Origin of the sequence: Yinghuangia sp. ASG 101 (genome assembly GCF_021165735.1) — a bacterium.
GTDB lineage: Bacteria > Actinomycetota > Actinomycetes > Streptomycetales > Streptomycetaceae > Yinghuangia.
The window spans coordinates 8,174,779-8,196,828 of record NZ_CP088911.1 but is presented as its reverse complement, the minus strand read 5'-3'; the positions used below and the strand labels follow the sequence as shown (position 1 = coordinate 8,196,828).

Annotated in this window: 19 protein-coding genes and 3 pseudogenes; 8 read left to right on the top strand and 14 right to left on the bottom strand. The window is 73.6% G+C overall.

Going from position 1 to position 22,050, the window contains the following annotated elements; all coding sequences use genetic code 11:
- Positions 1–50: 50 nt before the first annotated feature.
- The 3 genes from LO772_RS35120 to LO772_RS35110 form a co-directional block, all read right to left on the bottom strand.
- Positions 51–1,310 (bottom strand): aminoglycoside phosphotransferase family protein, encoded by a 1,260-nt coding sequence (locus LO772_RS35120; protein WP_269453258.1) that lies wholly within the window; start codon positions 1,308–1,310, stop codon positions 51–53.
- Positions 1,311–1,549: 239 nt separating this feature from the next.
- Positions 1,550–2,707, bottom strand: a complete 1,158-nt coding sequence (locus LO772_RS35115) for an acyl-CoA dehydrogenase family protein (RefSeq protein WP_231776086.1) — start codon at positions 2,705–2,707, stop codon at positions 1,550–1,552.
- 52 nt (positions 2,708–2,759) lie between these two features.
- Positions 2,760–3,971 carry an acetyl-CoA C-acetyltransferase gene (locus LO772_RS35110; protein ID WP_231776085.1) on the bottom strand — a complete coding sequence of 404 codons (1,212 nt, stop codon included), beginning with the start codon at positions 3,969–3,971 and terminating at the stop codon, positions 2,760–2,762.
- A 120-nt stretch (positions 3,972–4,091) separates the two neighbouring features.
- Between LO772_RS35110 and LO772_RS35105 the strand changes: the two genes are divergently transcribed.
- A complete protein-coding gene (locus tag LO772_RS35105) occupies positions 4,092–4,943 on the top strand; it encodes an SMP-30/gluconolactonase/LRE family protein (protein ID WP_231776084.1) in 852 nt (283 codons plus the stop codon).
- Positions 4,944–4,969: 26 nt separating this feature from the next.
- On the opposite strand, the gene LO772_RS35100 is transcribed toward LO772_RS35105, so the two are convergent.
- From LO772_RS35100 to LO772_RS35090, 5 genes and pseudogenes are all read right to left on the bottom strand, one after another.
- Entirely contained in the window at positions 4,970–5,128 is a 159-nt protein-coding gene (locus LO772_RS35100) for a hypothetical protein (protein WP_231776083.1), read from the bottom strand.
- A 58-nt stretch (positions 5,129–5,186) separates the two neighbouring features.
- Positions 5,187–5,549 (bottom strand): annotated as a pseudogene (locus LO772_RS36485) (acyl-CoA dehydrogenase family protein); the annotation flags it as partial.
- Between the two features lie 251 nt (positions 5,550–5,800).
- Positions 5,801–6,019, bottom strand: a pseudogene (locus LO772_RS36480) (acyl-CoA dehydrogenase family protein); the annotation flags it as partial.
- Positions 6,016–6,993, bottom strand: a complete 978-nt coding sequence (locus LO772_RS35095) for an acyl-CoA dehydrogenase family protein (RefSeq protein ID WP_231776082.1) — start codon at positions 6,991–6,993, stop codon at positions 6,016–6,018. The pseudogene LO772_RS36480 and the gene LO772_RS35095, both read right to left, overlap by 4 nt.
- On the bottom strand, positions 6,990–8,147 hold the full coding sequence (locus tag LO772_RS35090) for an acyl-CoA dehydrogenase family protein (protein WP_231776081.1): 1,158 nt from the start codon (positions 8,145–8,147) through the stop codon (positions 6,990–6,992). Before LO772_RS35090 ends, LO772_RS35095 begins: the two co-directional genes overlap by 4 nt.
- A 259-nt stretch (positions 8,148–8,406) precedes the next feature.
- On the opposite strand from LO772_RS35090, the gene LO772_RS35085 reads away from it, so the two are divergent.
- The 4 genes and pseudogenes from LO772_RS35085 (at position 8,407) to LO772_RS35075 (ending at position 11,364) form a co-directional block, all read left to right on the top strand.
- Complete coding sequence (locus tag LO772_RS35085) at positions 8,407–9,447, top strand: acyl-CoA dehydrogenase family protein (protein WP_269453257.1); 1,041 nt, start codon at positions 8,407–8,409, stop codon at positions 9,445–9,447.
- Positions 9,448–9,465: 18 nt separating this feature from the next.
- Positions 9,466–9,852, top strand: coding sequence for an AMP-binding protein (locus tag LO772_RS35080; protein ID WP_231776080.1), 387 nt, complete (start codon positions 9,466–9,468; stop codon positions 9,850–9,852).
- Positions 9,795–10,289, top strand: a pseudogene (locus LO772_RS36475) (AMP-binding protein); the annotation flags it as partial. The gene LO772_RS35080 and the pseudogene LO772_RS36475, both read left to right, overlap by 58 nt.
- 43 nt (positions 10,290–10,332) lie before the next feature.
- Positions 10,333–11,364: a class I adenylate-forming enzyme family protein gene (locus tag LO772_RS35075; RefSeq protein ID WP_231776079.1), complete on the top strand. Its 1,032-nt coding sequence runs from the start codon at positions 10,333–10,335 to the stop codon at positions 11,362–11,364.
- Between the two features lie 196 nt (positions 11,365–11,560).
- Here the strand turns inward: LO772_RS35075 and LO772_RS35070 are convergent, their stop codons facing one another.
- Positions 11,561–11,767 (bottom strand): hypothetical protein, encoded by a 207-nt coding sequence (locus LO772_RS35070; RefSeq protein WP_231776078.1) that lies wholly within the window; start codon positions 11,765–11,767, stop codon positions 11,561–11,563.
- A 42-nt stretch (positions 11,768–11,809) separates the two neighbouring features.
- On the opposite strand from LO772_RS35070, the gene LO772_RS36025 reads away from it, so the two are divergent.
- Positions 11,810–11,932, top strand: a complete 123-nt coding sequence (locus LO772_RS36025) for a hypothetical protein (RefSeq protein ID WP_269453142.1) — start codon at positions 11,810–11,812, stop codon at positions 11,930–11,932.
- A gap of 264 nt (positions 11,933–12,196) precedes the next feature.
- The gene (locus tag LO772_RS35065; protein ID WP_269453141.1) at positions 12,197–13,810 is read left to right on the top strand and encodes an AMP-binding protein; all 1,614 of its coding nucleotides are present in this window, start codon (positions 12,197–12,199) and stop codon (positions 13,808–13,810) included.
- A gap of 257 nt (positions 13,811–14,067) precedes the next feature.
- On the opposite strand, the gene LO772_RS35060 is transcribed toward LO772_RS35065, so the two are convergent.
- The 3 genes from LO772_RS35060 to LO772_RS35050 all read right to left on the bottom strand — a co-directional run bounded on the left by LO772_RS35060 (position 14,068) and on the right by LO772_RS35050 (position 18,200).
- On the bottom strand, positions 14,068–15,339 hold the full coding sequence (locus LO772_RS35060) for an acyl-CoA dehydrogenase family protein (protein ID WP_231776077.1): 1,272 nt from the start codon (positions 15,337–15,339) through the stop codon (positions 14,068–14,070).
- A complete protein-coding gene (locus LO772_RS35055; protein ID WP_231776076.1) occupies positions 15,332–16,513 on the bottom strand; it encodes an acyl-CoA dehydrogenase family protein in 1,182 nt (393 codons plus the stop codon). Before LO772_RS35055 ends, LO772_RS35060 begins: the two co-directional genes overlap by 8 nt.
- A gap of 124 nt (positions 16,514–16,637) precedes the next feature.
- Positions 16,638–18,200, bottom strand: coding sequence for an AMP-binding protein (locus LO772_RS35050; protein ID WP_231776075.1), 1,563 nt, complete (start codon positions 18,198–18,200; stop codon positions 16,638–16,640).
- A gap of 398 nt (positions 18,201–18,598) precedes the next feature.
- On the opposite strand from LO772_RS35050, the gene LO772_RS35045 reads away from it, so the two are divergent.
- Positions 18,599–19,498, top strand: a complete 900-nt coding sequence (locus LO772_RS35045; RefSeq protein ID WP_231776074.1) for an SAM-dependent methyltransferase — start codon at positions 18,599–18,601, stop codon at positions 19,496–19,498.
- A 40-nt stretch (positions 19,499–19,538) separates the two neighbouring features.
- Here LO772_RS35045 and LO772_RS35040 read toward each other — a convergent pair whose 3' ends face one another.
- Both LO772_RS35040 and LO772_RS35035 read right to left on the bottom strand, forming a co-directional pair.
- A complete protein-coding gene (locus LO772_RS35040; protein ID WP_231776073.1) occupies positions 19,539–20,639 on the bottom strand; it encodes an NAD(P)-dependent alcohol dehydrogenase in 1,101 nt (366 codons plus the stop codon).
- On the bottom strand, positions 20,636–22,048 hold the full coding sequence (locus LO772_RS35035; protein WP_231776072.1) for an aldehyde dehydrogenase family protein: 1,413 nt from the start codon (positions 22,046–22,048) through the stop codon (positions 20,636–20,638). The genes LO772_RS35040 and LO772_RS35035 overlap by 4 nt, the downstream gene beginning before the upstream one ends.
- Positions 22,049–22,050: the final 2 nt, after the last annotated feature.

The window sequence follows — 22,050 nt, the reverse complement described above, 5'->3', positions numbered from 1 at the left end:
GCGGCGTACCTCGGGCGGCATCCGCCGCGGATCCGGCCTTCTTGGCCTGCTCAACCGAGTGAGCGGCGTCCGCGCGTGAGGGCGGCGCGGATGGTGCGGCGGGCGGGGTTGGTGTTGCCGAGGGCCGCTCTTCTGAGCGTGGGCGTGCGTGGGGGATTGAGCTCGCTCATGGCACCGAGCCCTTGGACGGCGGCTTCCAACACACGCCGGTGCGGCACACCCTGCGCCGCCGGGAGGGTCGGGGCGAACGTATGCGCCCACAAGATCTCGCGCTGGTATTCGTCCTTGCTCACAGGCCGGCGTCCGAGGCGGTCGAGTCCGTCGCGGTAGGCGGCGTACGCGCGTTCCGTCCGGGGCGCCGACTCGGGTTCTTTCGCGGCGACGACCTCGCGGATGGCGAGGCGGTACATCTCCCCGAGGTCTTCGGCGACGCGGAAGCGGCGCTCCGCGGCGTCCAGGCGTTCCACGCGCTCGCCGGGGGTGTTCGCGGCGACCAGGTGCAGGAGGGTTTGGCGGTGGGGCAGGTGGCCGTGGGCGCCGCGCTTGAGGTAGACGGCGAGGTCGTGTGCCGGGTCGCCGTTGGCGATGCAGCGCTCGAAGTCGAGGAGGTTGCCCTGGCGGCGGCCCACCCAGACGATGTTCTCCTCGTGCAGGTCGCCGTGGACGAGGACGTTCGGCCGATTCCGATCGGTGTGCGGCAGCAGGTGGTCGACTCCGTTTCGGAGCGCGGCGGCGTCGGGAAGGCCGAGCCGTTCGCGTGCGTCCCCCAGGACCGCGTCCGCCGTGGCGGCCAGGCGGTACAGGTGTGCGCGCACCAGGTTCTCGTGGCTCGCCTCGGCCGCGGGGAGGAGTCCCCGCGTCCGGGCCGATGCCCGTTGGAGGCGTTCGAGTTCGTCCAGCGCCGCCTTCGGCAGGCGCGCGAGTTCGCCCATGAGGTGGGCCACGACGAACGGCCGGTGGCCCTTGGAGGGTTGGCGGTGTGTGAAGCCGCGCTCCGGACCGACCGACAGGTGCAGGCCGGGTGCCAGCACCCGGGGGATCTCCAGGCGTGTCGGGCAGCGTTGGAGGACGGACAGCACGTCGTCCTCGTGGATCAGGCGCAGGTCGAGATCGTCGATCGAGGGCCGGGCGTCGCGCTGAAACGCGCGTCTGCCGTCGGGGAGTCGGATCAGCCGGTTGACATGTGAGACACCTGACGCGACATGGCGGCCCGGTGCCGGAGCGGCGCCCTCCGGCTTCGGGTCGAGCGGTTCGCGCGGCTCAGCCCGCGTGGCGAGGGAGCGGGTATGCGGGCGGCGGAAGTTCCGGATGGCCGATCACTCGTCGGGTGGACCCACGCATGACGAGGCACAGATCCGGACGGCACCGCATACTTCATCGAACACGCACTGGGATGGGGTGGATGGTCCCGGAGACTATCAAAAGCCCCCGGGACGCCCGTGCCCGGAACGGTGGCCGCGGCCCGCGTGGCGGGACCGCGTGCGGCCCGGTGTGGCACCGGGCCGGGCGCGGCCTCGGGGCGCCGCGGCGCCGCCTCGCGGCACCCGGCTCACGCCCCGCGTGCCGTCCGCAGCAACTGCCGGGCGATGATGAGCTGTTGGATCCGGCTGGTGCCCTCGTAGATGCGGAAGAGGCGGGCGTCGCGGTAGAAGCGCTCGACGGGGACGCCGCGCATGTAGCCCGCGCCGCTGTGGATCTGCACCGCGCGGTCCGCGATGCGGCCGACGGCCTCGGAGGCGAAGTACTTCGCGCACGACGGTCCGACGCGGGTGTCGCTGCCGTCATCGAACGCGGCGGCGGCCTCCTTCACCAGGGCACGGGCCGCGTACAGGTCGGTGCCCGAGTCCGCGATCAGGCCCTGGATCAGCTGGTGTTCACCGATCGGTCGGCCGCCCTGGACGCGGGTCGCGGCGTACGCGACCGATTCGTCGAGCAGGCGCTGCGACAACCCCACGCACAGCGCGGCGATGTGGATGCGCCCGTGCGCGAGGCAGCGCATGGCGGTCGTGTAGCCCCGGCCGATACCGGCGTCGCCGCCGATGAGGGCGCCCGCGCGGACGCGGACGCCGTCGAGGTGGACGTCCGCCGTCCACGCGCCCGCCTGGCCCATCTTGGCGTCCTTGGGGCCGATGTGGAGGCCGGGGGTGCCGCGTTCGACCATGAACGCGCTGATCCCGGCGCCGCCCGAGGCCCGCGGGTCGGTCCGGGCGAAGACCATGAACACGTCGGCGACCGGTGCGTTGGTGATGAAGCGTTTGGCGCCGTCGACGACCCAGTCGCCGCCGTCCCGGTGTGCCGTCGTGGACAGCCCGCCGGGGTCGGAGCCCGCGTCCTCCTCGGTGAGCGCGAACGACGCGGTCCACTCCCCCGACGCGAGCCTGGGGAGGTACGCCTTCTTCTGCTCCTCGTCGGCGCCCTCCAGCAGGACGTGCCCGGCGATGCCGTTGTTGGTGCCGAACATGGAACGGAACGCGGGTGTGGTGTAGCCGAGTTCGAAGACGAGGCGGACCTCCTCGCACATCGACAGCCCGAGGCCGCCGTACTCCTCCGGGATCGCGAATCCGAAGAGCCCCATGGCCGCGGCCTGGGCGCGGAGTTCGTCGGGGATGGCGTCGTCCCGCTCGATGTCCGCCTCCGCGGGCACCACGCGGTTCCGGACGAACCGGCGTACGGTGGCGAGCACTTCGTCGAGGTCAGTGTCGCGCACGGGCACCGCCCATGGTCATCGCAGTCCTTTCGCGCGTCGCGGTCGGGCGGGCTCAGTCGACCCGCTCGAAGATCGCCGCGATGCCCTGGCCGCCGCCGACGCACAGCGTCTCCAGGGCGTAGCGGGCGTCGCGGCGGTGCATTTCGCGGAGCATCGTGGCGAGGATCCGTCCGCCGGTCGCGGCGACGGGGTGGCCGAGGGAGATGCCGGAGCCGTTGACGTTGAAGCGGTCCCAGTCGGACTCCGTGAAGCCCCATTCCCGTGTGCAGGCGAGGACTTGGGCCGCGAACGCCTCGTTCAGCTCGATCAGGTCCATGTCCGCGAGCTTCAGGCCCGCGCGCTCCAGCGCCTTCGCCGCCGCCGGGACCGGGCCGATGCCCATCCGGGCGGGGGCGACGCCGGAGACGGCCCAGCCGACCAGGCGCGCGAGGGGGCGCAGTCCCAGGCGGGCGGCCTCGTCCGGGTGGGTGACGACGCAGGCGGACGCGCCGTCGTTCTGGCCGCTGGCGTTGCCCGCGGTCACGGTGGCCTCCGGGTCGGTGCCGCCCATGAGCGGGCGCAGTCGTGCCAGTTTGTCCAAACTCGTGTCGCGGCGCGGGTGTTCGTCGGCGTCCACCACGAGATCCCCGGTGCGGGTGGGCACGGTCACGGGGACGATCTCGTCGGTGAAGCGCCCGGAGTCCTGGGCGGCGACGGCCCGCCGGTGCGAACGCAGCGCGAGTTCGTCCTGCTCCGACCGGGAGATCCCGTACTCCCGCCGCAGGTTCTCGGCGGTCTCGATCATCCCGCCGGGCACCGGGAAGCGCTCGCCGCCGGCCGTGGTCCTGCCGCGGGCGAGGGCGTCGTGCAGGGTGACTCCGGTGCGGCGCGTCCCCCAGCGCATCTCGGTGGAGTAGAGCGCCGCGTTGCTCATGCTCTCCGCGCCGCCGGCGACGACGACGTCCGACGCGCCGGTCTGCACCTGCATGGCGGCCATGACGACGGTCTGCACGCCGGATCCGCAGCGGCGGTCGAGTTGGAGCCCGGGGACCTCGATGCCGAGTCCGGCGTCGAGGGCGACCACGCGGCCCAGCGCCGGCGCCTCCATGGTCGGGTAGCACGAGCCGAACAGGACGTCGTCGACGTCGCGGCCGTGCAGTCGCGTGCGCTCCAAGAGGCCGCGGACGACCGCGCCGCCCAATTGCTGGGCGGTCAGCCCCTTGAGGGCTCCCCCGTAGCCTCCGACCGCGGTGCGCACCGGTTCACAGATGACAGCTGTCCGCATACCTGTCTCTTTCAGCGGGCCCGACTCTCTTGAGCCGGAGCGTAGTGCATGTCAATATCGATGTCGACATCGAGAAATACCGCGGCCCGGATACGAGGCGCGGGCGGGGAGGACGGTCCGATGACAGCATCGACAACGCACGGCGCGCCGACGACTCTCGCCGAGGGGTTCGTGTTCGCGGAGGCGCCCCGCTGGCACGCGGGCGAGCTGTGGGTCTCCGACATGCACGGCGAGGCCGTCCACACCGTGTCGCCGAGTGGTGAGACCACGCTCAGGCTGGAACTGCCCGGGCGGAAGCCGTCCGGCATCGGCTTCCTCCCGGACGGTTCGGCGCTGATCGTGTCCATGACCGAACGCGCCCTGCTGCGCCTCGCGCCGGACGGCTCCTGCTCGGTGCACGCCCGACTGGAGGCCCTGGTGGCGGACGAGCTGAACGACATGGTCGTCGCCCCCGACGGCACCGCCTATGTGGGCAGCTACCCCGCCGACCCGCCCGCCGGGCTGCTGCTCAGGGTCCGGCCCGACGGCTCGGCGTCCGTGGCCGCGCGCGACCTGCGTTTCCCGAACGGGACCGTGCTGTCCGCCGACGGGCGGACGCTCATCGTCGCGGAGTCCAAGGCCAGGCGCTTCACCGCGTTCGACGTTGACGCGCACGGAAACCTCGGCGGACGCCGTGTCGTGGCCACCACGCCCGACGCCGCCCCGGACGGCATGGCGCTCGACGCCGAGGGCGCCATCTGGGCCGGGTTCCCCCTCGCCCGGGAGTTCCGGCGCGTTCTGCCGGGCGGGGAGGTTACCGACCGCGTGCGGGTCGGCGGCCGGATGGCCATCGCGTGCACCCTGGGCGGCCCGGACCGGCGGACGCTGTTCCTCACCTCGGCGTCCGAGTGGGACGCGGTGGAGCTGGGCGGCGCGCCGACCTCCGTGGTCGAAACGCTCCGCGTCGAGGTACCGGGCACCGGAACTCCCTGACGGGCACCGCCGGTTCGCCGGTGCCGCTAGGACGCCCAGCCCTCGGTCCGGGCCAGGGCCAGGAGTGCGTGGCGCGGGTTGTGGCCGAGGCGGGTGTCGAGGTGGGCGCGGCGCTCGTACAGGTGCAGGCCGTACTCCCAGGTGAAGCCGATGGCGCCGGTCAGTTGCACGAGGTCGTGCAGCATGGCCAGCCACCGCGTCCGAGGTGACCGCGGCCTCCGCGAGCAGGACGGCTCGTGCGGCGTCCGGGGCGTCGTCGGCCAGCCGGACGGCGGCCTCGTCGGCGAGCAGGGTCATGCCGCGCAGGCGCACGGTGTGGTCGACGAGCCGGTGCTGTACGGCCTGGAACCCGCCGATCGCCCTGCCGAACGCGGTGCGGGCACGGCTGTGCGCGACCGTGCGGTCGAGCATCCGCCGCAGGCCGCCGAGGGCGTCCCCGACCAGCAGCAGCCGGTAGAGCAGTTCGACGCGCGGGCGTCCGCCGGGCGGCGCGGCCACGGGCACCGCGGGTGCCGCGGCGAAGGCGATGTCGGCACACGAGCGGGTGACGTCGAACGCGTGGGTGCGCGGCAGCGACACCGCCCCGCCGCGGCGGACGAGGACCATCGTGGCGTCGTCGGGCAAGAGCACCAAGAAGGAGTCCGCCTCGGCGGCCCCGACGACCTGGTACGCCCGCCCGTCGAGGCGCCGGTCCCCGTCCGGCCCGGTGACCGCGGCCCCGGGGGCCGGAAACGCCAGAGCCGGCAGGTGCGTTCCGGCGAGGAGCGGGGCGACCGCGGCGTCGCGGTGTTCCGGGGGCAACCCGTGCGACAGCGCGTATCCGGCGGCGGCCACCGCCGCATACGCGCCGCCGTGAGGGCCGCGCCGAGTTCGCGCGCGGCCACCAGCGCGGCCGGCACCTCGTGGCCGAGACCGCCGTGTTCCTCGGCGACGCACAGCGCCGGGAGGCCGATCTCGGCGAGCACCGGCCACGTCGCGCGCCACGCGTCGTCGACGGACGGCCGGTCGCCGGCCGACCCCAGGGCCTTGCGCAGCGTCGCGGCGAGTTCGCGCAGGTCGGTGTCCGTGGTGGTCATGAGTCAGGTCCCGACAGGAGGAGGGCCGAGGGCAGCACCGGGTCGTCCTGGGTCAGGCGTGCCCGGGTGCCCAGCGCGTGGGTCAGTTCGACGGAGGTGCCCAGCAGGGCGTCGAGGGCGAGGACGCGGCTGTGGTGATGGTGGTGGGTGCTCTCGGCGGTGAAGCCGATGGCCCCCAGCACCTGGAGTGTGGTTTCGCAGACCCGCAGGGCGTTGCGGCCGGCGAGGGCTTTGACGACCTCGTCGTAGTGCGGCGGCGCGGTGTGGCCGAGGCGCACGGCGGTCCGGGTGACGGACTCGATGGCGGCGCAGTCGGTCTCGGTGCGGGCCAGCAGGTGGCGCACGGCCTGGAACGTACCGATGGGGCTGCCGAACTGCTCGCGGTTGCGGGCGTGTTCGACCGCGAGGCGGACGGTGGTCTCGGCGGCGCCGAGCATGTCCAGGGCCGCGGCGGCGCGCCCGAGGCGCCACCCCAGGGCCCGCGCCTCGGCGGCCCGCTCCTCCGCGATCGCGGCCTGCCCGGCGCGGGGTTCCCACGCGACCTCGTGGAGGGTGAGCCGGCCCGGGACGGCGACCGGATGCAAGGCGACGTCCGCGCACGGGACGACGAAGGCCCCGTGCCCGGGGCGGTCGATCAGCAGGTGCCTGCCGGCGACGTCCCCCACGGCGACGAGGCGTTCGCCCCGGCGTGCTGATTGGCGGGGGATCGCCGCGACGAGGGCGCCGGGGGCGAGGCCGCTCGCGGCGAGGAAGGGCTGGGCGAGCAGCGCGCCGAGGGCGGGTGTGTCGCCGCCCTCGCGCCCCTGGGCGCGGAACAGCGCGAGCGCCGCCCCGCGGTTCTCCGGGTCGGTGAGGTCGGTCAGGAGGTCCCACCAGCCCAGCGCGGCGAGGGCGTCGACCTCGGGCGCGGACCGCAGCGCACGGGACGCGGCGTCGAGGAACTCCCGGTCGGCCCGCCCGGTCGCGGTGGTCATGGCAGCCGCAGGATCTGTTTGGCGATGGTGTCGAGTTGCATCTGCTGGGACCCCCCGTAGACGGTGACGATGCGGGAGAAGAGGTAGTCCTGCCGGCGAACCGCCGCGTGGTCGTCCTGGATCCCGACGGCGAGGTCCGGGTCGCTCGCGTACGCCCAGTCGTTGACCGACTGTTCGGCGGTCGCGAGGAGGAGTTTGGAGAAGGCCGACCTCGGGCCGAGGGTCGCGCCGGAGGCGTGCCTGCCGAGTGCGTCGTTGCTGACGGCCCGGACGGCGGCCAGGTCGAGCAGCGCGCCGCCGAGAAGCCCGTCCGCGGCGGCGCCCCCGTGGGCCAGGGCGTCGAGGAGTTGGCGGCGCAGGAACGAGTGCCGGAACCACGCGAAGGTGCCGCGCTCGTGGGCGAGGATGTGCATCGCGACCTTCCAGCCGCCGCCCACCTCGCCGACGGTCCCGGCCGGCGGGACGAAGGCCCCGTCGAAGGTCACCTCGGCCAACTCGTCGGTGCCGTTGGCCTGTTCGATGGGCCTGACCTCGACCTCCGGGGCGCGCAGGTCGACGACGAAGGCGGTCAGGCCGCGGTGGCGCGACTCCGGTGTCCCGGTCCGGGCGAGCACGAGGCACCACGTCGCGTAGCGGGCCCAACTGGTCCAGATCTTCCGGCCGGTGACGCGGTGGCCGCCGTCGACGGGGACGGCGCGGGTGCGCAGCGCGGCCAGGTCCGACCCGGCGTCGGGTTCGGAGAAGCCCTGGCACCAGCGCTGTTCGCCGCGCAGGAAGCGCGGCAGCACCCGGGCGACGAACTCGGGCCGCCCGAGGGCGACCAGGGTCGGGGCCAGGATCTCCAGGTGCTCGAACAGCGCCATCTGTGGGAGGCCGTGGCGGGCCAGGGCCTCCCACATCGCGGCGCGGTGCACGATGGTGCCGCCGAGCCCGCCGGCCTCGACGGGCCATCCGTAGCGGGCCCAGCCCTCGTCGTACAGCACACGCATGAGGTCGGATGCGGCGGCGACCCGGTCCGCGTACGAGGCGATCGGCCGTGCCGCACGGGTCAGAGCCGGCGGTGGGGAGGCGAGCCGGGCCTCGAATTCCGCCAGATAGGTACGCGCGTCGTCGCGCAGCGGGTCACGCACACTGCCCGAGGTCATTTCCAACATTGACATCAATATAGGAAGCTGCGATCGTCGGCGCAATACGGACGCGGTGAATCAAGGAGTGACGTGGCCCAACACGAGAGCGCGGGCAGCCCGGTGCTCGTCGAGACACGCGGCGCGGTGCGCGTCGTGACGCTGAACTGCCCGGACACCCTCAACGCCACCAACGAGGAGCTGCACGCCGCGCTGTCCCGCGTGTGGCCCGCACTGGACGCGGACCCGGACGCCCGCGCGGTCGTGACGAGGAGCGGGACATCCGGCGCTGGCTGGGCGCCCTGTACGAGGCCGGCTACCTGGGCCCGGCTGGCCGCCGGAGTGGGGTGGCAGCGCGGGACACCGGCCGACCCGGGACCTGATCCTGCTGGAGGAGCTGTTCCGGGCCCGGGCGTACCGTCCGCTGGACCAGGTGAGGCTGGCCGCCCACGCGATCCTGGAGTTCGGGTCGGCCGCGCAGAAGCGTGCGTACCTGCCGCGCATCCGCTCCGGCGCGCACGTGTGGTGCCAGCTGTTCAGCGAACCGGACGCGGGCAGCGACCTGGCGTCGCTGCGCACCCGGGCGGACTGGGACGGCACGGCGTTCACCGCCCGGGGGCAGAAGATCTGGTGCACGGACGGGCAGTGGGCCGACATGGGCCTGCTGCTGGCACGCACCGACCCGACGGTCGACCGGCACGCCGGGCTGACCGCGTTCATGGTGCCGATGGACACCCCGGGGATCACCGTGCGGCCCATCCGGGAGATGACCGGCGCGTCGGAGTTCTGCGAGGTGTTCCTCGACGGCGTACGGCTGTCCCCCGACACCGTGCTCGGCGACGTCGGCGGCGGCTGGGCGGTGATCTCGTCCGGACTCGCCTCGGAGCGCGCGTTCGTGGGCGCCAACGCGGTGCAACTGGAGATGATGTGCGACGACTTGGTGGCGCTGGCCCGTGCCGCCCGCCTGCCGGACGGTACGCGGGCGGTCGACGGGCAGGACGTCCAGGCCGTCCTGGCGCGGATGCTGGCCCGGGTCGAGGCGGCGAGGCTGACCGTGCGGGACACGGTGCGGCGCGTCGTGCGCGGCGAGGAGCATCCGTCCGACGGCCCGGTGGCCAAGCTCGTCTCCACGGAACTGAACGTCGAACTGTGCGAGCGCGCCTTGGAGATCCTGGCCGCCGCCGCGCATGTCGAGGAATCGGCCGAGGAGGTCGTGCGGCGGTGGTACGAAGCGTTCCTGTGGTCGCGCGCCCTCACCATCTCCGGGGGTGCCTCGGAGATCCTGCGCGGCGTCGTCGGGCGGCAGCTCCTCGGCCTGCCGCGAGCCTGACCGGGGGAGCCTGATCCGATGACCTCCGCACGCGCACTCCCCGCCCCCTCCGCCGAACGCGCCGCCCGCTACCGGGCCCTCGGTTGGTGGGACGCCCGCCTGCTCGCGGACGGCATCGAGGCCGCCGCCGCCCGCCGACCGGGCGCACCGGCCCTCATCGACGACGAAGTCTCGCTCAGCCGCGCCGAGTTGGCCGCCACCGTCGGCGCCGCGGTGGCCGCATTGTCCGCGCACGGGGTGCGGGCGGGCGACAGCGTGGTGCTGGTGAGCGGCAACACCCGGCACGGCGTGATCGCGTACCACGGGCTGCTGCGTCTCGGCGCGCTGATCACCGCGCTCGACCGCCGGTGCGGCCCCGCGGACCTGCGCGCCGCGCTCGACACGCTCCCGGGCCGGGCGCGCTGATCCTGCCCGCCGCCGAGGCCGGCCGGTTCGCGGACCCGCCGGACGGCGTCGAAACGCTCGCGCTGGAGTCGTTCGACCGTCGTGCGGACCCCGTGTCGGCGGCCTGGGCCGAGCCAGACCGCGACCGCGCCGCGGTGGTGCTGTTCAGCTCGGGCACCACGGGCCGTCCGAAAGGGGTCGTGCACTCGATCAACACGCTCACCGCGGGCGCCGACAACATGGCCCGCATCACCTCCGCCGACCAGGACACCGTCTGCTTCCTCGTCAGCCCGCTCACGAGCATCACCGGCCTGATGCAGGTCCACCTGGCCGCCGACCACGACGCGGTGCTCGTCCTCGAGGACCACTTCGCGCCGGAGCGGACGCTGCGGCGCATGAACGCCGCCGGGGCGACGCTGCTGGGCGGGGCTCCGGTCATCGCCGAGCGGCTGTTGCGGGCGGCGATGGCGGGTGCGGGGTTGTCGGGTGCAGGGTTGTCGGGTGCGGAAGTGGTCGGGGGCATCGGGCGCGATGTCGGCGGACTCGATGTCGGCGAATGCGGCGCCGTCGGACGCGACGCCGACCGAAGCCGCGGCGGGAACGACACGGCCGTGGGCGACATCGGCGGACACGGCGTCGGCGGAGGACGCGGCCGGGGCGGCACCGACCGAGTCCGGGGCACGCCCGACGCGGCCGGACACCACGTCATCGGACGCTTCGGCGGACGACGCGGCGGGCGCGACGCCGTCCGGAGCGGGCTCATCGCGAGCCGCGACGGGACCGGCGCCCGGGCCGTCACCCGTCGGCCTGCGCACCCTCGCGCTGGGCGGCGCGATGCTGCCGCGACCGCTGCTCGACCTCGCCGACGGCACGTTCGGGATCGAGGTCGCCCGGGTCTACGGCTCCAGCGAGGCCCCCAACTTCACCGGCAGCCTGCCCGGCGACGCCCGCGAGACGAGGCTGTCCGACGACGGGGCGCTCATGCCCGGCAGCGAGGTGCGCGTCGGGTCGAGCGGCCACCCGCGCGAGGGCCTGCTGCGCGGACCGGGCGTCTTCCTGGGCTATCTCGACCCCGAGGACGACGCGGCGGCCTTCGAGGACGGCTGGTTCCGCAGCGGCGACCAGGTCGAACTGCACGGCGGCAGGCTGACCGTCGTCGGCCGGCTCAAGGAGGTCGTGAACCGCAACGGCCTCAAGATCTCGCTCACGGAAATCGACGCGACCCTCGCGGACCTGCCCGGCGTCCTGGAGCTCGCCTCGTTCGCCGTACCGGATCCCGTGACCGGGGAGCGCCTGGCCGTCGCCGTCCGAGCCGCCGACGGTGTCACCGTCACTCTCGACACCGTCGTGGCCCACCTCACGGCCCTGGGCACCGCCCGGCGCAAGCTGCCCGAGCAACTGGTGTGCTGGGACGGGCCGTTGCCCCGGACCGCGTCGGGCAAGATCGTCCGGTCGGGCCTGGTGATGGAGGCGCCGGCGCAGGAGTCGGACGTCGCCGCGCGGCTGCGGGAGCCCGGCGCCGGGGGCGCGTGAGGCCGACCGGCGCCGGCGAGGGGGCCGGTGTCGAACACGCGGCTGCGCGGGCCCCCGTGCGGACTCGTGAGGCGTCGTGCCCGACGGCGTCGCCCACCGAACTCGCGGCGGCACGGCCCGGCATCGTCGCCCAGCGGTGCGCTGTGACGGACGCGGCCGACCAACTCGACGCCCGCGCCCTCGTAGCGCTGGCCGATCAGTGTGCCGGGCCCGTCCCGGCGGCCGGTGCGCCGGGGTCGTGCGCGGCGGGTTCGGGTGACATCTCCCGCCCGCCGCAGGTGACGCGCGCGTCCTCGTCGGGGCAGCGGATGACGACGACGGTCGTGGCGTCGACGGCGCTGACGAGTTTCTGACCCACGGTGAGTTTCACGGCTCCGCCCTTCTCGTTCGCCTGCTTCCTCATTATCAATATTGACGTCGATATTACTACAGGCTACGCGCGCTGGTGGGCCCGCTCCCCCGGATCGCCGACCGGCTCGCTCTCTGGCGCGAGGGGCCGATCAGCACGCTCATCGTGGAGCCGACCGACCCGGGCACGATGGTCGAGGCCATCGCGAGCGTGTGGTGAGGCGGCCGGCCTCGGGGCGAGTGGGCGCGCCGGACCGGGGCGAGCGCACCCCCGTACGCGGAACTGCGGACTCGGACGGGCCGCCCGTTCGGACTTGACACGACGCGATCACCGCCACACCATCAAACTCGACTTCGACATCAACGTACCTGCCGAAAGGGGGCCCTCGTTGGCGACCTGGCACGCAGCCTTGACCCGCGGCGCCGACGTCCGTACACCGCACGGGACACTCGGCGGCGCGGCCGGCCGGCGGGGAGGCCGCCGATGACCTCAGTGGCGGAACTGCTGCGGGAGCGGGCCGAGGACGACGGCGACGCGCTGCTCATCGGCGACGAACGGTGGTCGTATCGCCGGATGTTCGCCGAGGCGAGCCGCCGGGCCGCCCTGAGCGCGGACGTCATCGGCGGCGAACAGCCGCCGCACATCGGCGTGTTGCTCGACAACGTGGCGGACTACATGTTCTGGCTGGGTGCGGCGGCCCTGTCCGGATCCGTGATCGTGGGCATCAACGCGACCTACCGCGGCGACCAGCTCGGCCAGTTGATCCGGCACACCGACTGCCGCCTACTGGTCACCTCGTCCTCCTTCCGCCCGCTCCTCGACGGCGTCGCGACCGGTGTCGCCCCGGACCGGGTGCTGGTCGTCGACGAACCGGCGTACGCGGCACGGCTGGAGGGCCTGTCGGAACGCGCGCCCGACCACGCTGTGCGGGACGACGACCTCTTCCTGCTGATCTTCACGTCCGGCTCGACCGGACTCCCCAAGGCGGTGCGCTGCACCCAGGGCCGTTTCGCCCGCACGGGAGCCCACGTCGCCAAGGTGGCCGAACTCGGCACGGGAGACGTCGTCTACGCGCCGCTGCCCTTCTTCCACTCCAGTTCGCTGTTCACCGGCTGGGCGTCGGCGCTGAACACGGGTATCCCCCTCGCGACCCGGCCGAAGTTCTCCGCGTCGAACACGCTGCCGGACATCCGCCGCTTCGGCGCGACGATGCTGACGTACACCGGCAAGGTGCTCAACTACATCCTCGCCACGCCCGAGGGCGCCGACGACGCCGCCAACCCACTGCGCCTGGCCATCGGCAACGAGGCCTCCACGCGGGACATGCGCGAGTTCGCGCGGCGCTTCGACAGCAACGTTCGCGACAGCTACGGGTCCACCGAGGGGATCATCATCATCCGGCGGGATCCGTCGATGCCCGAGGGCGCGCTCGGCACCGCCGCGCCGACGGTCAAGGTGCTCGACCCGGAGACCGGTCGGGAGTGCCCGCCCGCGGTCTTCGGCCCGGACCGCCGCCCCACCAACCTCGACGAGGCCGTCGGGGAGATCGTCGAGACCTCGGCGGACTCGGGCTTCGAGGGCTACCACAACAACGAGGAGGCGACGAAAGCCCGCTTCCACGACGGCCGTTACTGGTCCGGCGACCTCGCCTACCGGGACGCCGACGGCTGGCTCTACTTCGCCGGCCGCACCAACGACTGGCTCCGCGTGGACGGCGAGAACTTCGCGGCGGCCCCCGTGGAGAACATCCTGGCCCGGCACCCCGACGTCCGCTCCGTCGCGGTGTACGCCGTCCCCGACGACCCGGTCGGAGACCGCGTGATGGCCGCGATCGAACTCCGCACCGGAGCCCGCTTCGACCCCACCGACTTCGACCGCTTCCTGTCCGCACAACCGGACTTGGGCCCCAAGTGGATCCCCGCCTTCGTCCGGGTCACCGACGAACTCCCCAAACTCGCCAGCATGAAGATCGACAAGATGCGCCTGCGCCGCGAGGCATGGCAAACGGATTCCATCTTCTGGCGCCCCGCGAAAAACCACCCCCTACGCCCCCTCACCACCCCCGACCGCACCCACCTGTCCCCCCTCCTCCCCTGACCCCCTCAACGCTGCCACACGCCCACCCCCGACACCCCCACACCACCCAAAACCGCCCCCGCCCACACAACCCAACAACACAACCGGCCCACGTTTGGTACCCCCGTGGCCTTGATGCCGCGGGGCACGGCGGAAGTCGGTTCGGGGGGCGGTTTCGGGGTGTTGGCGATCTGTGGTGTTTCGGGGGTGTGCGGGGTGGGGGTTGGTGGTCGGTGGGGTGGGGGCTGGGGGTGGGGTGGGTGGGGTTGGGGGGTGGGTCAGTCGGCGTGGGGTGACCAGTTGTGTGCGTCTCGGATTACCTCTCGGAAGGGTTTGCCTGTGTCGAAGGACGGTTCGCGGGGGAGGCCGAGTACGCGTTCGCCGATGCTGTTGCGCTGCATCTCGACGGTGCCGCCCGCGATCGCCATGAAGCGGCTGTTGAGCAGGCCGGTCGCGGCGTCGGCGCCCGGGGCGCCCGCGTCCGGCCACGTGACGGCCGCGTCCTCGGCGATCTCCAGCGCGAGATTGGCCCGGATCGGGTCGTACGTCCCGGCGGCGAGCTTGCCGTACGAGGCGACCCCGCCCGCACGGGCCGGGTCGGCGCGGATCAGCGCGCCGAGCCGCCGACCCAGCATCGCGCGGGCGACGTCGTCGATGTGGGCGCGCATCACGAGTTGCTGCGCGAGCGGGTCGTCCAGCCGGTCGCGGGACGCGGCCAACGCGACCAGGTCGGGTGCCGGCCGCCGTACATCCCGCGCGGTTTTCGGGACGGGGTCCGAGCCGCCGCCGCGCTCGTGCAGGAGCATGGTCCGGGTGACCGTCCAGCCGTCGTTCACGGCACCGATGACGTGCTCGTCGCCGAGTTCGACGTCGTCGAAGAACTCCTGGCAGAACTCGGCGTTGCCGTTGATCTGGCGGATCCGCCGCACGGTGACACCCTTGGCACGGATCGGGACGGCGAACCAGGTCAGCCCCTGGTGCTTCGGCACGTCCCAGTCGGTGCGGGCCAGGCACATGCCCCAGTCCGCGTAGTAGGCGCCGCTGCTCCAGATCTTGGACCCGTTCAGGACCCAGGTGTCGCCGCGCCGCACGGCCTGGGTGCGCACCCCGGCGAGGTCGGAGCCGGCCTCGGGGTCGGAGAAGAACTGGACGAACAGTTCGTCGCCGGCGAGCATGCGCGGGATGTGTCGGCGCAGGAACTCCGGCGAGCCGTGCGCCAGCATGGTCATCGCGCAGACCCCGTACGACGTGCCGCCCACGATGCCGAAGTCGGGCATCCGGTAGCGGCGCGCCTCCGCGTCGAACGCGCGCTGGCACGCCCTCGGCAGGCCTTGGCCGCCGTACTCGACGGGCCAGGTGATCCCCGCGTAGCCGGCCTCGAACACCCGGCGCTGCAAACGCCGTTGCTCCGTGATGTAGGCCTCGGACTTGTCCGCGGCATGGGCATAGGACTCGGCCGGCCCGGTCCTCGGTTCCAGGTTCGCGGCGAGCCAATCGCGCGCCCGGGCGCGGTACTCCTGGATGGCGACGCGCTCCGGTGTCTCAGACATCGGCGGTCCTCTCCGTGGTGTGCCCGCCGGACACCGCCTGGCCCCACAGGCGTGCCCGGAACCAGGCCGGCGCGCCGAACTGGTGGGCCTCGGCGGCGAGGCGGCGCAGGAACAGGTGCTGGTCGTGCTCCCAGGTGTAGCCGATCCCGCCGAACACCTGGAAGCAGTTGTGCGCCAGTTCGACCGCGCGTTCGCTGACGAACGCGCGGGCCATCTGGGCCATCGCCGCGCCGTCCGGGGCCCCGGAGCCGAGCGCCCCGGCGGCGCCGGCGACCAGGCCCTTGCACATCTCCAGCATCAGGCCGGTGTTCGCCAGGGTGTGCTTGAGTCCCTGGAACGAGCCGATCGGGCGCCCGAACGCGATCCGGGTCTTGGCGTAGTCGACGGCGAGCGCGAAGTCCGCGTCCATGGCTCCGACCGACTCGGCCGCGCTCAGGACGGCGGCGAGGGCGATCTGCCGGTCGAGGAGGCCGGCTGTCGCGCCGCGGCCGGCCGGGGAGCCGAGCCGGGCCGCGGCGGGCACGCGGACGGCGTCGAAGCGCAGGTCGTGGAACCGCCGGGTGACGTCGAGGCTTTCGGTGCGTGTCGCGGACAGGCCCGGCAGCCCGTCGGCGGTGCGGTCGAGGAGGAAGTGCCGCACGGTGTCGCCCGTGCGGGTGGTGACCAGGAGGGTGTCACATTCGTCGGCGTCCTGGACGGCCCGCACGGTGCCCGACAGCACGAAGCCGTCCGCCGTCTCGTGCACCGTCAGGCCCGGCCGGGCCGAGCCGAGGACGCCGTCGGCGGCCCAGGTCGCCGCCGAGGCTCCCGCGACCAGTGCGTCCAGGGCCATGTGGTGGGCGCGTTCGGTGCCGGCCTCGCCGAGGGTGTACGCCGCGACGGCCGTGCCCACGAACGGCCCGGGCTGCAGCCGCGCGCCGCGCTCGGCGGCGACGATCGCGGCGTCCGCGACCCCGTTCCCCGACAGGCTCCCGCCGCCGCGCTCCTCGGCCACGAGCAGCCCGAAGCAGCCGAGGTCGGCCAGTTTGCGGCGCAGCGCGGGGTCGCCGGGCTCGCCGCGCTCGGCGTGTTCCCGCACCGCGGACAGCGGGCAGCCGGACTCCATGACCCGTACCACGGCATCGGCGAACATCCTTTGCTCGTCCGTGAGTTCGGGTATCAGGCGGACGCTCATCGGCGGTTCCGCCGCACCGCGACCACCGGTCGCACTTCGTTGCCGGGCATGTCGCCGTCCCTTTCCGTCGTCCGGTGTCGTGCTCGGGCGGGCTGTGCCATGCCTGCGGTGCCGGGGGTCGGGGTCATGTCACCTCAAGGTGCCGGTACGCGTCCCGCAGCACGCGCCGGCGGAGCTTGCCGGCCTCGGTGCGCGGGAAGTCGTCGCGGAACTCGACGTGTCGGGGACACTTGTACGGAGCCAGCCCGGCCCGGCAGTGCTCGGTGAGCCGGCGGGCCAGGTCCGCGTCGGCCACCACGCCCTCCGCGGGACGCACCACCGCGACCACCGCCCTGCCCCAGTCCGGGTGGGGCACCCCGATGACCGCGGCGTCGGCCACCTCGGGGTGCTCCAGCAGCCGGCCCTCGACCTCGGCCGGATAGACGTTGGCGCCGCCGGAGATGATCAGGTCGACGCGCCGGTCGAGGAGGAACAGGTAGCCGTCCTCGTCGAGAAGTCCCACGTCGCCCGCCGTGCCGAGGCCGTCGCGGTGGCTCGCGGCGGTCTTCTCGGGGTCGTTGTGGTACGTGAATCCAGCCTGGCCCGGGGTGCCGAAGTAGATCGTCCCGGGCTCCCCCGCGGGCACCTCGACGCCGTCGTCGCCGATGATCCTGACCGTCACCCCGTCCGCGGGGCGCCCCACGGTGCCGGGACGCTCCAGCCACTCGTGCGCGCTGACACGTGCCACGTAGCCCTCGGTCCCGGCCAGGTACTCCCACACCACCGGGCCGAGCCAGTCGATCATGCGGCGTTTGACGGCCACGGGGCACGGTGCCCCCGCGTGGATCACGGCCCGCAGAGTCGTCAGGTCGTACCGCGACCTCGCGTCGTCGGGCAGCGCCAGCAGGCGGTGGAAGTGGGTGGGGACCATGTGCACCGAGGTGACGCGGAAGCGCTCGATGTCCCGCAGCACGCGTTCCGGATCGAACTTCTCGTGGATCACCACCCGGTGGCCCGCGTTGACGAAGCCGAACATGTGCGCGACGGGCGCGGCGTGGTAGAGCGGCGCGCAGACCAGGTGTGTCCCGGTCGCCTCCGGGTCGTACGGCCGCACCGTGCGCTCCAGCAGGAACGGGATCACGAACTCGGGGTCGGCGCCGACGGTGCTGACGGTGACTCCCTTGGGACGCCCGGTCGTTCCCGACGTGTAGCCCATGACGTAGCCGAAACCCCGGTCGTCCGGCGGGCTTTGCGGCTCGTCGCGGCCGAGTTCGTCGTACGGCCGCCACCCCGGCACGGGCCCGCCCGCGACGAACCGGGCGGCTGGCACGTCGTCTTCGGTGCACTTCGTTGCCGCGTCCGCCGATGCCACCACCACCCGGGCGCCGCTGTCCCGCAGCACGTAGCCGATCTCGGCCGCCGTCGAACGCCCGTTGATCGGCACCGCGTACATGCCGACCTGCGCGACCGCCAGCACCACCTCCAGGAACGCGCGCCCGTTCGGCAGCACGACCGCCACCCGGTCGCCGCCGCCGAGCCCCAACGCCCGGAGCCCGCGCGAGATTTGGTTGACCCGCGCGGCGAGCCGACCGTACGTCAGCACCGTCCCGTCGGTGTCGACGACCGCCTCGCGGTCGGGCGCCTTCTCCGCGATCCGGTAGAAGGACGCGGCGGTCACCGCGTCCTCGGAGGAGTCCCACGACGTCATCCCCGCTCCTTTCCCGCCGGCGCCCCGGACGGCGAACGGTCGGGCGCGGACGCCGCGTTGGTTCCGGTGGGCGGTGTCGTCTACGGAGCCAGTGCCCATGAGTGCGAAGCTCTCCTGGTCGTGGGCCGACGGGGGAAGGAGCGGAGGAACACCCGTCGCGGGCCGGGGATCGTGAGCCGGCGGTGCCGGCGGGTGCCCGGCGTCCGCGGCGACGGCACGATGCTAGGCGAGACAGAAACGAGAGTCTAGGTCTGGTTATTGGCGGTGTCCGAGAGGGTGCCGCGCGGGTCCCGCGTCCGTACGACACGTCACCTGATCGAGTGGTCCTCCCGGGCTTTCGCCTCCCCCGGCGCGGCGGCGACCGAATAGTGGGTGGCCCGAGAACGTACGGAGGACACATGGTCGGCACGGCGCGGCGGGGCAGCGGTGGGGACGGGGTGGCGGGGGGTGTCGGTGTCACCGCGCTGCTGGTGGCGGCGGCGCGGGCGCTCGAGACACATCGGCACGACAGCTTGGCGCGTGACGTCTACGCGGAGCATTTCGTCCGCGCCGCACCGGCGTCCGCGGGCTGGCCGGTCCGCCCGGAGCAGGTTCCCGACGGGGAGGCGTGCCCGCTGTGGGGCCGGTTCGCCCGCTACTTCGGTCTGCGCACGCGGGTTCTCGACGACTTCCTCCTCACGTCGATGGGCGCGGGCGCCCGGCAGGTCGTCCTCCTCGGCGCGGGGTTGGACGCGCGGGCGTACCGGCTCGACTGGCCCGACGGCAGCGTGGTGTTCGAGATCGACCGCGACAGCGTGCTGGCGTTCAAGCACGGCGTGCTCGGCGGGTTGTCGGCCACGCCCAAGGCGACGCGCGTGCCGGTCCCGGTCGATCTGCGCGAGGACTGGGTCCGGGCGCTGCTCGACTCCGGTTTCGACCGCACCGCGCCGAGCGTGTGGCTGGCGGAGGGCCTGCTGTTCTACCTGCCCAACGCCGCCGAGACGTACCTCATCGACACGGTCGACCAACTGACGCCGGGGGGAAGCGCGTTGGCGTACGAGGTCAAGTTGGAGAAGGACCTGCTGGAGTATCGCGAGAGCCCGCTGTACGCCGCGACGCGGACGATGATCGGCATCGACCTGCTCCACTTGTTCGACAAGGAGCCGCGTCCCGATTCCGCGGGCCATCTGGCGCGCAAGGGCTGGGACACCTCGGTGCGCACGCCGTTCGAGTTCACGCGCGAGCACGGGCGCGGGCCGCTCCCGGAGCCGAACGACGCGCTGGAGGGCAACCGCTGGGTGTTCGCGGGCAAGCCGTAGGCCGCGGTCCGCGGGTGGCGCGGCGGCGTCGGCCCGCGCGTCACCCGCGGGTCTCGGGGATGAGGACGGGCTTGACCACGCGTCCTGTCTCGCAGTCGTGTTCGGCCTCGTTGATGTCGGCCAGCGGGTATGTGCGGATGAGCCGGTCGAAGGGGAAGCGCCCGGCCTGCCACAGCGCGGCCAGGCGCGGGATCAACAGGCCGGGGATCGCGTCTCCTTCGCACAGGTGGACGATGCCGCGGCCCCGGTCGAGGGTGCCGACATCGAGCGTCAGCGGGGTGTGCAGCCGTGCCACGAGGCCGAGTCGGCCGGTGGGGCGCAGGGCGTGCAGCGCCTCGTTGATCAGCCGGGGCGCGGCGGTGGTGTCGAGCGCGTATTGAGCGCCGCCGTCGGTCAGGCGCCGGACGCGGTCCGCGAGGCCGACCGTGTCGGCGGGCACCGGCAGCGCCCCGAACTCCTCGGCGAGTACGAGCCGTCCGGGGTGCCGGTCGACCGCGACCACGGTCGCCCCGGACGCGGACGCCGCCATGACCGCGGTCAGCCCGACCGCTCCCGCGCCGAGGACCACGACGGTGTCGCCGGGGCCGGCGCGGAAGGTGTTCAGGACCGCTCCGGCACCGGTGAGGAAGCCGCAGCCGAGCGGGCCGAGGAGTTCGACGGGCAGCGCGGGATCGACGCGCACGGCGTTGCGGGCGGCGACGACCGCGTACTGGGCGAACGAGGACTGCCCGAACCAGCGCGGCGCGAGGGCGTGCCCGGCCGCGTCGGTGAACAGCGCCGCGTTGTCCGTCCGTCCGCCGAACAGGTTGAGGGCGGCGAAGGATTCGCAGTAGGCGGGGGCCGCGCCGAGGCAGTTGCGGCAGTGCCCGCACGAGTCGAAGCTCAGCACGACGCTGTCGCCGGGGCGCAGGCCGGTGTCGGGGCCGCCCGTCTCCACCACGACGCCCGAGCCTTCGTGCCCGAGCACCGCCGGGAGCGGTGAGCGGCCCGCCGAGCGACGCACCGCGAGGTCGGTGCGGCACATCCCGCAGCCCGCGATGGCGACCAGAACCTCGCCGTCGGCCGGCCCCGACTCCAGGACGACGTCCTCGACCGTGAACGGGCTGGCGTACGAACGCAGCACCGCCGCACCGAACTTCACGATCGTGCCTCCCCAAGGCGGTGCACGACGAACGGCCTGAGATTCCCGTACAGCCCCCACGGCCCGCCCGCGACGCCCACGCCGCTCTCCTTGACGCCCGCGAACGGCTGGGCGAGGGACAGTTCGGCGTGGTGGTTGATCCACACCGTGCCGCATTCGAGCCGGTCGGCGACGGCCGCCGCGCGGTCCTGGTCGGTCCCCCACACCGAGCCGCCGAGCCCGAAGCCGGTGCCGTTGGCCGCGGCGACGGCCTCGTCGACGCTGTCGTACGGCAACACCGGGAGCACCGGCCCGAATTGCTCCTCGGTCACCACCGGGCTGTCGGGCGGGACGTCGGCGAGGACGGTCGGGGCGAAGAAGTATCCCGCCCGGTCCAGCCGGTGGCCCCCGGCGGCGGCGCGCGCGCCGGCCGCGAGGGCCTGGGCGGTGTAGTCCTCGACGCGGGCCAGTTGGCCGGCGTTGTTCACCGGGCCGAGCCGCACGTCCGGGTCGAGCCCGGCCCCGACGACGGTGTCCTCGGCACGCTCCGCGAGCGCTTCGACCACGCGCGGGTAGAGCCGGGCCGGCGCGTAGACCCGCTTGACGGCCATGCACACCTGCCCGCAGTTGCGGAAGGCCGCCCAGAACAGCCGGTCCGCGATGCGCTCGACGTCCGCGTCGTCCAGCAGGATCGCCGCGTCGTTGCCGCCCAGTTCGAGGGTGACCCGGGCGAGCGAGGCCGCGGCGCCGGCCGCGACGGCCCGCCCGGTGGCGACCGACCCGGTGAAGCTCACGTGGCGGATCCCGGGGTGGGACGCGAGGCGCGAGCCGAGGGGTTCGCGACCGGTGACGACCGTCAGGACTCCCTCGGGCAGCACCTCGGCGACGACGGCCGCCAGCCGCCTGGTCGCCAGGGGGGTGAACGGGGACGGCTTGAGGACGACGGTGTTGCCCGCGGCGAGCGCGGGGGCGAACTTCGCGGACGCGAGTTGCAGCGGGAAGTTCCACGGCACGATCGCCGCGACGGGACCGAGCGGTCGCCAGCGGACCTCGCTGCGCACCGCCCGGCCGTCGGTGATCGGCCGGGTCTCGGGGCTCAGTTCCGCGAAATAGCGCAGACGGGCCGCCGTGCGGGCGACCTCCGCGTGCGACTCGGCGAGCGGTTTGCCCTGCTCCCGCGTGAGCAGGGGGGCCAGGGCGGGCCCGGCCGCCGCCACGGCGTCGGCCGCCGCGAGCAGTGCGGTGGTGCGCGCGGCGGGGTCGGCGCGCCAGCCGCGCCACGCGGCGTGGGAACGGTCGACGATCGCGTCGAGTTCGTCCGCGCGCTGGTCGGGGGCCGTGTCGAACTCCTGGCCGGTGGCGGGATCGCGTACGGCGAAGCGCCCGCCGCGAACTCCGGGCACGCGACGGACACTTCGCCTCGTCGGCATGC